Below are 9,892 nucleotides of genomic sequence, written 5' to 3'. Positions count from 1 at the left end.
ACAAGTCGCTCGCGGTGTGGCGTGGTGGCGGGCGAGCGCCAGCGAGCACGCAACGGTGCTCCGCGGAGCGGGGCTCGTCTTCAGCGTCCGTCAGGGGCGAACCGTACGGCATCACCTCACGGCGCTCGGGGAACAGATGCTCAGCGGAACTGTCGCCGCGCCGCCCCGGACGGCCGCCGTCGCCGAGCACCTCGCCGTGCGGCACAAGGGCCACCAGCCTTCGCGGACGGGGCCGAGCCGTTCGTCCGGTTGAGGAGTGCTGCCCGGTCGGCCGCCTTGACGCCTTCGACGCCCGCCTCCAGGTGCACTGCCCCGCCCAGCGATCGAGCCCAGCCTGTCGTTGGCAGCGCCGGCCGAGCGGAGGAAACGGTGACCGAGGCCGGAGGCAGACCGCGGCGTGGAGATGTCCATCCGCGCGATGATCTCGTATAAGGACCTTCGCATCGCTCTGGCAAAATGCATACCGCGTATATACGCTCTCCGTTCTCGGGGGCCGTCAACGTGACTGTCCGTCGAGGACGGGGGACAGGATGCGGGCAAACCGACGTACGGTGCTGCGTTCGGCGCTGCTGACGGCCGGCGGAGCGATCGCGGGTGCGACGGCGACCGAGCTTTTCGGCGCGACCTCGCCACCGTTGTCCGGTGGTTATGCCGCAGCGGCGGACCGCCTGGAAGCCATCCGCAACCCGAGCACCACCATCACCTACTACGTGGAAACCGACGAGCCGGTGGTCGCGTTCACCTTCGACGACGGGCCCGGTCCCCGGTGGACACCGATGGCCCTCGACGCGCTCGATGACTGGCAGGTCCCGGCGACCTTCTTCATGGTCGGGCGCAACGTCGACCGGTACGGCGACCTGGTCCGCGGCCGCCTGGCTCGACACGAGGTCGGCAACCATTCCTGGTCCCACGCCGACCTGGCCACCCTGGACCTCGCCGCGGCGCAGAGCGAACTCCTGCGCGCCGACGACGCCATCGAGCGGGTCACCGGCAGGCGACCGACCGTCATGCGCCCCCCGTACGGTCACCTCGCAGGTTCCACCGTGCTGGCCGCCGACGCGCTCGGCCACGCGGTCGTGCTCTGGTCGCACCAGATGCACGAGCGCCGCTACGTCGCCGACCCAGCGGGCCAGGTGCGCGACATCGTCGACAGCGTCACGCCCGGCGCGATCGTGCTGGCCCACGACGTCGGCGCGCAGCGACGCCTGGTCGCGCTGCGCCACCTCGGCGAGATGTTCGCCGGCCTGCGCCGCCGTGGCTTCCGGCTCGTCACCGTCAGCCAGTTGCTGGCCCTGGGCTCCGGCAGCGTCAGGCCGTGAGCAGCGGCACGGATACATGCCCGTCGCCCCGCCCGCCCGAGCGATGCAGCACCTGAGCGAGGAGTTCTTCGAACGGCAAGTTGGCCGCGCCGTGGTCCTGACGCTGGCGGCGCGGGTGGCCCCGGCGGGTTGCGACTGCTCCGACCAAGCGTCCCTGCCGGTCCGGCGTGCGCCTAGCGTTCGGGGTGGCGGCTGACGAAGTCGCGGTACACCTCGTCGGCTAGCTCCAGCTCGCGCAGGTGCGCCGTCACCTCGGCGCGACGGATCTCGGCCGCGGCGCGGGCCTGCGCCAGGCGCAGCCGCTCCCGCCGGACCCGCCGGGCGGACCAACCGCGACCGATGCCCCAGGCGATCCAACCGCCCGACGCGGCCAGACCGGTGATCAGGAAAGCCAGCAGGAAGTCCACGACCCGTCCCCCTTCCGGGACTCAGGCGACATCTCGGCGTCCGGTGAGCCATACGCCCAGCCCGACCATCACCAGCACGTGCGCGACCAGCACGGCGGCCGGCAGCAGCGCACCGGAGGACTCGATCACGCCGGGTGTCCCACCGTCGAACTGGGACCGGGCCCCCAGCGCTCCGGCGAGGGCACCCGAGCTGGGCGACAGCAGCAGCTTTTGCAGAACCCCTGGCACCGTCACGACGGTCGCCAAGCCGCTGACGGCGTTCTCCACGATCAGGGTCCAGACCAGGCCGACCGCGATGGCCGTCGCGGTGCTGCGGAAGGCGATGGCGAGGAAATACCCGAGGCTGGCGTGCGCCGTGCAGATCAACCAGGCCGCCGCGACCGCCCCGAGCACCTCTGCCGCCGACGGCCAGGCGGCGGCAAGCCCCTCCAGGCCGGCCAGGACCGCGGTCGTCACCGCCAGCGTCGCGAAGGTCAGCACGGCGATCAGCAGACTCAGACCGCACAGGACGGCAGCGCGTCCCAGCAGGACCTGGGCACGGCCGGGTCGCTGCGCGAGGATCAGGTTGAGGGTGCCCCAGCGGTACTCGTTGCCGACGACGACGGCGCCGAGCACCACGACGATGGCACCGCCGAACAGGGGGAAGAGGCCGATCCCGGTCGTCACGAGCTGCGCGGGGAGGACCGTGGCCAGCAACTTCTCGGCGCTCTCGGCCTGCTCCGGCCGGCCGACGAGCGTGCGGTGCACCACGTACGGTATGCCGAGGCCGAAGACGAGGGCCAGCAGGATCCAGGTCACCGTCACGGCCCAGACCGCCGGCCGCCGCCGGTCGGCGAACCACGCCGCCCGTATCGATGCGATCACTGCCCACCTCCCGCCGCCGCCGGCTCCTTCTGCTCCTCCGGTGCCGCGGTGGTGAGGCGCAGGAACGCCTCCTCCAGGGAGTGCCGGACCGGTCGCAGTTCCCGTACCTCGAAGCCGGCCTGGACCAGGTGCCGGTTGAGCGTCGCGGCCAGCGCCGGATCGGCGGTGACGCGCAGCTGTCCGTCGACCAGCTCGACGGCCCGGACCGCGACGTGCTCGCGCAGGAACGTGGCGGCGCCGGTGGCCGGCTCGGCGTCGATGAGGAGCGTGCCCCCACCCAGGTCGGCGCGCAGGTGCTCCGGGCTGCCGTCGGCGATCAGCCGTCCGCGGTCGAGCAGCGCGACGCGGTCGCAGACCTGCTCGACCTCGCCGAGCACGTGGCTGGAGAGCAGGACGGTGTGCCCGCGCGCGCCGAGTGAACGGATCAGCTCGCGTATCTCAGCGACGCCCGCCGGGTCCAGACCGTTGGTGGGTTCGTCCAGGATGAGCAGGTCGGGTCCTTTGAGCAGCGCCGCAGCGATGCCGAGGCGCTGTTTCATGCCCAGCGAGTACGCCCGGAACGGCGAGCCGGCCCGCTCGGTGAGGCCCACCTCGGACAGCACCCGGTGGGCCGCCGCGTCCGGGATGCCCGCGTAGCGACCGACGAGACGGAGGTTGTCCAGGCCGGACAGGTGCGGGTAGAACGTCGGGGACTCGATCAGCGCGCCGACGCGGGCCAGGGCCCCCGGGGCGCCCGGCGCGGCCCCCAGCACCCGCACGGTGCCGCTCGTCGGGCGTACCAGGCCCACCAGCATGCGCATCGTCGTGGTCTTGCCGGCGCCGTTGCTGCCAAGGAAACCCACCACCTCGCCCTCGTCGATGCGCAGGTCCAGGTGGTCGACGGCGGTCACCCCGCCGCGGAAGCGCTTGGTGACCTGGGTGAGCTCCACGGCAGGCCGACCGGTCGTCACGGTGGGCTCACCAACAGTCCGAATGCCGAATCAGGTCCCGATTCCATGGCCGTTCCGTCCACTTGTCGTCACGAAATCAAACAGGTGTCAGAATTGTCGTGCCCAATTGACCACACGCACGGCCACCTCCTGTGGAGACCCTGCGACGTCCACACAGTAACCAAGTGCGTGCCGGTGACGGAAGCATCCTCGGCCGGCCCCGATGCAAATTATTCAATAGACCGTGGCCATGGCGCGAATATCGACCGTCGATCCCGTCGGGCGCGAAATGTTTCATTGACGTTAGCAAAGATGGTCGGCACCATGGGGGCACTTTTCGTGCGGCTGCGGTCGTTGGCAGAGGAGCCATCATGAGTCTGTCACCGGAGGACGGTGTGACCCTGCGATCGCGTCCGAAACTGCGGCGGGACGTGGTGTTCCTCGACGCCCCGACCGGCGCCTACCTCCGGGGACCGGACAGCGCGTTCCTCATCCGGGGCCGCTCGGCGTTCCGGTGGCTCACCTCCCTCGGACCGTACCTCACCGGGGAGCACACCGTCGCCCAGCTGACCGCGGACCTCGACGAGAGCCAGCAGCGCACCGTCCTGACGCTCGTCCGCGCCCTGCTCGGCCGCGGCTTCGCCAAGGACGCCGGGGAGCGTACGGCGATACCGGCACCCGTGGCCCAACGCTTCGCCGCGCAGATCGAGTTCATCGACCACTTCGCCGATGACCCGACCGGGCGCTTCCTGCGGATGCACGAGGCCCGGGTGGCCCTGACCGGCGGGGGAGAGGTCGTGCGCGCCGCCGCGCAGGCCCTGCTCGCCAACGGCTGTGTGCGCCTGGACCTGCACCTCGAGGACCCGGACCGCTGCGTCGAGGCGCTGCGCCCCCGGATTGACGAGCTCAGCGCCGCCGGTCTGCCGGCCGAACTCCGTGTCCGATCCGGACCCCTCGACGCGGGACAGGTCGACGCCGTGATCGCCTGCGTCGGCCCGGCCGGCCTGTCCGGCCTCGCCGATCTCGCCCGGGCCGCGCACCGCGACGGGCCGCTGCTCGTGCCGGTGACCTGGGACGACGAGCGGGCCGTGGTCGGGCCGGTCGTCGCCGCCGGTGCGAGCCCGTGCTGGCTGTGCGCACACCTGCGCCTGACCGACACCGCGGCACCGACCGCCGCCGCCGCGTTCTGGCGGCACGTGGCCGTTGGGTCGGACGCCCGCCCGGCGCCGCCCACGGTCACCGCCCGGATGCTCGGCACGGCGGTGGCGTTCGAGACGTTCCGCGCCCTGACCGGCGCTCTGGCACCGGACACCGACTCGCGGGTGCTGCTGATCGACACCGTCACCCTCGAGTCGACCCGCGAACGGGTCCTGCGCCACCCCGGGTGCCCGGTCTGCCGCACGGCGCCCAATGCGGTACCGGCGCCATCCGCCGGCTCCGCGGAGGAGCTCTACCAGCGGGCCGAGGTGCTTGTGTCGCCGAATGCCGGCGTGTTCACGCGTTTCGTCGACGACCCGCTGGAGCAGGCGCCGCTGAAGACCGCCCGCCTGCGCCTGCCCGGCCGCCACGGCCCCCGGGAGATCACCGCGTTCGACGTGCACACCGTCATGGGTGCCCGACTCGCGGCCTACCGTACGGCCGTGCGCGACCACGCGGCGCGGCACGCCGACCCGGCCGGCGCGGTGGTCGCCACCGCCGCGCAGCTCCGCGAGCAGGGGCACGACCCGGTGCGCTGGGCGGAGCTGGAGACCGCCTCGGGGGTCGCCGTCGACGACCCGCACCGACCGCTGCGCTGGCTGCCGGCGACCGTGCTGGGCGCAGCGGGCACGGTGCTGGTCCCGGCCGCCGCAGTGCTGCCCCTCTCCGACGCGAACGCGGACGGCCACGCGGAACGCACGACCGCAGGGTCGGCGGCCGACGCGGACATCGAGGGCGTCATCGACGGCGGGCTGGCCGACGCGTTGGGCTGGCACGCCCTCACCGCCGTGCTGCGTGGCCGGGCCGCCACTGTGCCGGTGGACGAGGAGGAGCTGATCCGCGACGACGACACCGCCTTCATCGTCAAGGCGGCCCATCGGCTCGGGTGCCACCTGTCCGTGCACGTCCTTGCCGACGCCGCTCCGGTGGCCGCCGTGCTGGCGGTCGTCGCCGCACCCGACGGTGGTCGGCGTCGCTGGGCGCTGGCCGCGGACTTCGACCCGGTCGCCGCGCGGCTGGCTGCGGTCCGCGACGCCGTGGGGCAGGTGCAGGTGGAGCACTTCGAGGAGATCTTGCCGGATCTGGGCGACCCGTTGCTGGGCGACCTCGAGCCGGCGTTGCCGGCGGGGGCGCCGGTGACGACCGGCCCGGCGCGCCCGACCGAACGGGCGGCGGTACTGGCAGCGCTGGCGGCCCGCGGCACCGACGCGCTGCTGGTGGAGACCACCCCGAGCGACATCCGCGCCAGCGCGACGTTCCGCAGCGGTGTCGTGCTGCTGCGGAACCACGGCCGGACGGCCGACTGAGCCACCACGTCAGTGGTCCCTGTGAGGCGCGTACACCGGAAGGAGGTGAACCATATGCCGATCACTCTCAACGACGAACTCCGCGAGCTGGAGACCGAGACCTTCGAGATCGAGGAGGTCGAGGACGGCGGCGAAGCGTTGGCGGCGACCAGCTCCAGCTGCTCCTGCTCCAGCTGCTGCAGCTGCAGCACGTCGAGCTGCTGTAGCACGAGCACCAGCACGTCGAGCTGCGGCTGACCGTTGGGCGGGGTTGACTTCCGACACTGACGACAGCCGGTCACCCGTGGACGTCCGTGGGTCGCACGTACCGCCCGCCACCGGGTCACACCGGTGAGCAGCCCTGCGCGCCTCTGCGGGACCACCGTGGTGGTGCGGACGGCCCGACGTCACCGGCGCCAACGCGGCTGTAAACGAAAGGCCCGTGCCGACACAACCCCCGACTCCCGGCGTGCTGCCCGACTCGGTCCGCCACGAACTGCGGGACGTACGGACCGAGACCTTCGAGGTCGAGGACATCGCTGATCCGTCCACCGACCACATGGACATCTGCAGCAGCAGCACCAGTACGTCCAGTTGCTCGAGCTGCAGTACCTCCAGCTGCTGCAGCTGTACGTCGTCGAGCTGCAGCAGCACCAGCTGAGTCGGGTACCGCACCGGTCGATCCGGACGACCGGCTGGTGGCCCGCCCCGATTCCCCCGAGGGGAGGTAGAAGATGCCGGATCTGACCGAGGAACTGCGCGCGCTCGAGACCGAGACGTTCGAGATCGAGGACGTCGACGCGATCGACGCGATGGTCATGGACTGGTCGAGTTCCAGTTGCTCCTGTTCGAGTTGTTGCAGCTGCAGCACGTCCAGTTGCTGCAGCAGCAGCACCAGCACCGGATGCGGCGGCGGCTAGTCCCGTCGTCACGCCCATCCCCGCCGGCGGGCCACGTCGGCGGGGAACCGGTTCCCACCGCACCTCCCACAGCCGGACAGGTGAAGAATGATCATCGACGTACGGACCACCTCCACCGCCTGGGACGCCAGCCTGACACTGCTCGCGGCGCGGTTGCAGGCGCATGCGCAGGAGGCGGCGCAGCAGCCGACCGCCCCCGGCGCGGAGCCGGTCGAGAGCGTGACCGTGCGCGTTGCGGCTCTCCTGGCCGACACCGAGGCGGTACCCGCCGACGGCGCCGTCGTCCCGGTCTGGCTGGACACCGCCACCGCGCTGATCGGTCCCCGCTTCAGCGGCGCCCTCGCCGGTGCCCGACCGTGTCCGGTCTGCGTGCGTCGCCGATGGCTGGCGATCCGGGTACGCGAGGAGCGCCACGCCCTGGACCACGGCGTCCGCCTCGGCACGGTGGGCCCGCTGCCGCACCTCACGCCGTTCGCGGTGGAGACGGTCGCGCAGCTCGTCCGCGAGGCGTGCCGCCCGACGGCGGGCCGTCCCGGCGTCGGCCGGCTGCGCCAGCTGCGGATGGACACCCTGGAGACCACCGGAGTCGACGTCCTGGTCGACTCCGAGTGCCCGGCCTGCGCCACACCCCGGGCGGACACCGCCACCGGCGCCACCCTGCACCTGCGTCGTCGACCCAAGAAGGACCCGGCGAACTACCGGCTCCGGGCGGCCGGTGACCTCGACCTTCCCGTCGCCGCGCTGGCAAACCCGGTGGCCGGTGCCCTCGGAGGCTCGGCGCTGCGCGCGTACAACGCCACCGCCACCGCCCCGGTGACCGGCTACTTCCGGGTACGCAGCCGCTACGACCTGCACGAGATGTGGTGGAGCGGGCACGCGAACAGCTACGGCGGCAGCGAGACGTACGCGCTGCTGGAGGGGCTGGAGCGGTACGCGGGGCAGTTTCCCCGCGCCAAGCGGACCGAGGTGTTCGACAGCTACGCGAACCTCGCCCCGGACGCCCTCGACCCGGCCACGCTCGGCTACCACCCCGCCTTCTACCACGGGCACGGGCTCTACTACGCCCCATACTCGCCGACGCAGCCCCTGCACTGGGTCTGGGGCTACTCGCTGCGCGACCGGGTGCCCCGGCTGGTCCCCGAGCAGCTCGTGTACTACCTGGACCGGCGTACGGACCAGCGCAAGTTCGTGCAGGAGTGCTCCAACGGGTGCGCCAGCGGCAGCTGCCCCGAGGAGGCACTGCTGCACGGCATGCTGGAGCTGATCGAGCGCGACGCGTTCCTGCTCGCCTGGTACGGCTCCGCCCGGCTCGCCGAGATCGACCCGGCCACCTGCCGGGACGAGCGGGTGCACTTCATGATCGACCGTGTCGACCTGCTCGGGTACGACCTGCGCCTCTTCGACACCCGCGCGGACCTGCCGGTCCCGGTGGTCACCGCGGTCGCGGTGAAGCGCGGGGGCGGGCTCGGCCAGCTCTGTTTCGCCGCCGGCGCCAGCCTCGACCCCGACGACGCGGTCCGGGCCGCCGTCTGCGAGACGGCGTCCTACGTTCCCGGCTTCGACGAGCGGGTCGCCGCGAGCGAGGCCGACCTCCGCGCGATGACCGACGACTACACCAAGGTCACCGAACTGGCGCACCACGCGCTGCTCTACGGGCTGCCGGAGATGTCGCGACACGCCGCGTTCCTCTTCGCCGATCCGCCACTGCGGTCGATGGACGAGCTGTACGCCGACTGGCGCGCGGTGGCGCCCCGCAACGACGACCTGCGCGCCGACGTGCAGTACCTGACCGGGCTGGTCGCCGGGCTCGGCGGCGACGTCGTCGCGGTGGACCAGACCTGTCCCGAGCAGGAGGTCGCCGGGGTCCACACGATGGCGGTGGTCGCGCCGGCCCTGGTGCCCATCGACTTCGGCTGGCAACGGCAACGGGTCCTGTACAGCGACCGCCTCGAGCGGCACATCGCCCGGGGCACCCGAGGACCCGACCGGCTGGGTGCCACCGTCCGCAACCCGCATCCGCACCCCTTCCCCTAGGAGCGCCCCATGCAGCAGCAGGAGGCCGTGGAGGTCGTCCGGCGCTACACCGACGCGGTGTTCCGCCGGGCCCGCGTGCCGATGGAGCCGCTGGGCTTCGAGGTCGACTGGGCCGACCAGCCGTCGCGGCACAAGAGCTACCCCGGCGCGCCGCGGTTGCCACTGCCGGTCGACGACACCGACCTGCCCACGGTGCGCGACGTGTACACCGGGACCGGCCTGCCGCCGACCGGGGCCTGGTCGGTGCCGGCGCTGGCCCGGCTGCTGCGTCTCTCCTACGGCGTGCTCGACCGCCGGATGGCCGTCAACTGGAACCAGGACGCCGGCAAGCGGGCCCACTTCGACAACGCGGTGTGGGGACGGGGCACCGCCTCCGGCGGCGGCATGTACCCGGTCGAGGTGTACGTGGTGGCCGGGTCGTCCGCTCCGCTGCTGCCGGGGGTGTACCACTACCACACCGGGTCGCACGTGCTGGAGCGACTGCTCGTCGCCGACGTGGGCGCGACCGTCGCCGCGGCGGTCGGTGCCACGGCCGATTCCTACCTGCTGGCCAGCATCCGGTTCTGGAAGAACGCGTTCAAGTACAACAGCTTCTGCTACCACGTGGTCACCCAGGACCTCGGCGCGCTGCTCGGGTCCTGGGACCTGCTCGCGCCGGCGCTCGGCGTGCCGGTGCGGCGTCTGCTCTGTGCTGACCCCGGGCCGCTGGACCGGCTGCTCGGCTTCGACGGCGACGAGGAGAGCGTCTTCGCCGCCGTCCCGCTGCGCTGGGCGGAGTCGGAGCAGCAGCCGGCCGGCCCACCGCCGGAACCGGCTCCCGAGGTCCGCCACCGTCCCTTCGAACGGTCGGCGCGGGTGATCGAGTTTCCCACCGTGACCGAGGTGCACCGGGCCGCGGCCGCCCCCGCCGTGCCGGCGCCGGGGGCCGTCGCCGAC

At 72.4% G+C, this 9,892-nt stretch carries 8 protein-coding genes and 1 pseudogene; 6 read left to right on the top strand and 3 right to left on the bottom strand.

Going from position 1 to position 9,892, the window contains the following annotated elements; translation table 11 throughout:
- Positions 1-530 precede the first annotated feature (530 nt).
- On the top strand, positions 531-1,319 hold the full coding sequence (locus tag ABZU52_RS28525; protein ID WP_354974051.1) for a polysaccharide deacetylase family protein: 789 nt from the start codon (positions 531-533) through the stop codon (positions 1,317-1,319).
- A gap of 173 nt (positions 1,320-1,492) precedes the next feature.
- On the opposite strand, the gene ABZU52_RS28520 is transcribed toward ABZU52_RS28525, so the two are convergent.
- From ABZU52_RS28520 to ABZU52_RS28510, 3 genes are read right to left on the bottom strand one after another with little or no spacing between them, the layout of a single operon-like run.
- Complete coding sequence (locus tag ABZU52_RS28520; protein WP_354974050.1) at positions 1,493-1,726, bottom strand: hypothetical protein; 234 nt, start codon at positions 1,724-1,726, stop codon at positions 1,493-1,495.
- A 21-nt stretch (positions 1,727-1,747) separates the two neighbouring features.
- The gene (locus ABZU52_RS28515; protein WP_354974049.1) at positions 1,748-2,590 is read right to left on the bottom strand and encodes an ABC transporter permease subunit; all 843 of its coding nucleotides are present in this window, start codon (positions 2,588-2,590) and stop codon (positions 1,748-1,750) included.
- Complete coding sequence (locus ABZU52_RS28510; RefSeq protein WP_354974048.1) at positions 2,587-3,540, bottom strand: ABC transporter ATP-binding protein; 954 nt, start codon at positions 3,538-3,540, stop codon at positions 2,587-2,589. Before ABZU52_RS28510 ends, ABZU52_RS28515 begins: the two co-directional genes overlap by 4 nt.
- Before the next feature lie 350 nt (positions 3,541-3,890).
- Between ABZU52_RS28510 and ABZU52_RS28505 the strand changes: the two genes are divergently transcribed.
- From ABZU52_RS28505 to ABZU52_RS28485, 5 genes and pseudogenes are all read left to right on the top strand, one after another.
- Positions 3,891-6,023, top strand: coding sequence for a TOMM precursor leader peptide-binding protein (locus ABZU52_RS28505; protein WP_354974047.1), 2,133 nt, complete (start codon positions 3,891-3,893; stop codon positions 6,021-6,023).
- Between the two features lie 54 nt (positions 6,024-6,077).
- Positions 6,078-6,260, top strand: coding sequence for a hypothetical protein (locus tag ABZU52_RS28500; protein WP_046564715.1), 183 nt, complete (start codon positions 6,078-6,080; stop codon positions 6,258-6,260).
- A 476-nt stretch (positions 6,261-6,736) separates the two neighbouring features.
- Positions 6,737-6,922 (top strand): thiazolylpeptide-type bacteriocin, encoded by a 186-nt coding sequence (locus tag ABZU52_RS28495; protein WP_089021435.1) that lies wholly within the window; start codon positions 6,737-6,739, stop codon positions 6,920-6,922.
- 87 nt (positions 6,923-7,009) lie between these two features.
- On the top strand, positions 7,010-8,956 hold the full coding sequence (locus ABZU52_RS28490; RefSeq protein ID WP_354974046.1) for a TOMM precursor leader peptide-binding protein: 1,947 nt from the start codon (positions 7,010-7,012) through the stop codon (positions 8,954-8,956).
- A gap of 9 nt (positions 8,957-8,965) precedes the next feature.
- Positions 8,966-9,892, top strand: a pseudogene (locus ABZU52_RS28485) (nitroreductase); the annotation flags it as partial.

This window comes from Micromonospora sp. NPDC005220 (assembly GCF_040607895.1).
GTDB lineage: Bacteria > Actinomycetota > Actinomycetes > Mycobacteriales > Micromonosporaceae > Micromonospora.
Note: the sequence above shows the minus strand (reverse complement) of the source record. Positions and strands in the feature narration are given on the sequence as shown.

Excerpts from the sequence above, each read along its gene's own strand:
- ABZU52_RS28525 (WP_354974051.1), top strand. The coding sequence starts at position 531 with ATGCGGGCAAACCGACGTACGGTGCTGCGTTCGGCGCTGCTGACGGCC.
- ABZU52_RS28505 (WP_354974047.1), top strand. The coding sequence starts at position 3,891 with ATGAGTCTGTCACCGGAGGACGGTGTGACCCTGCGATCGCGTCCGAAA.
- ABZU52_RS28495 (WP_089021435.1), top strand. The coding sequence starts at position 6,737 with ATGCCGGATCTGACCGAGGAACTGCGCGCGCTCGAGACCGAGACGTTC.
- ABZU52_RS28490 (WP_354974046.1), top strand. The coding sequence starts at position 7,010 with ATGATCATCGACGTACGGACCACCTCCACCGCCTGGGACGCCAGCCTG.
- ABZU52_RS28500 (WP_046564715.1), top strand. The coding sequence starts at position 6,078 with ATGCCGATCACTCTCAACGACGAACTCCGCGAGCTGGAGACCGAGACC.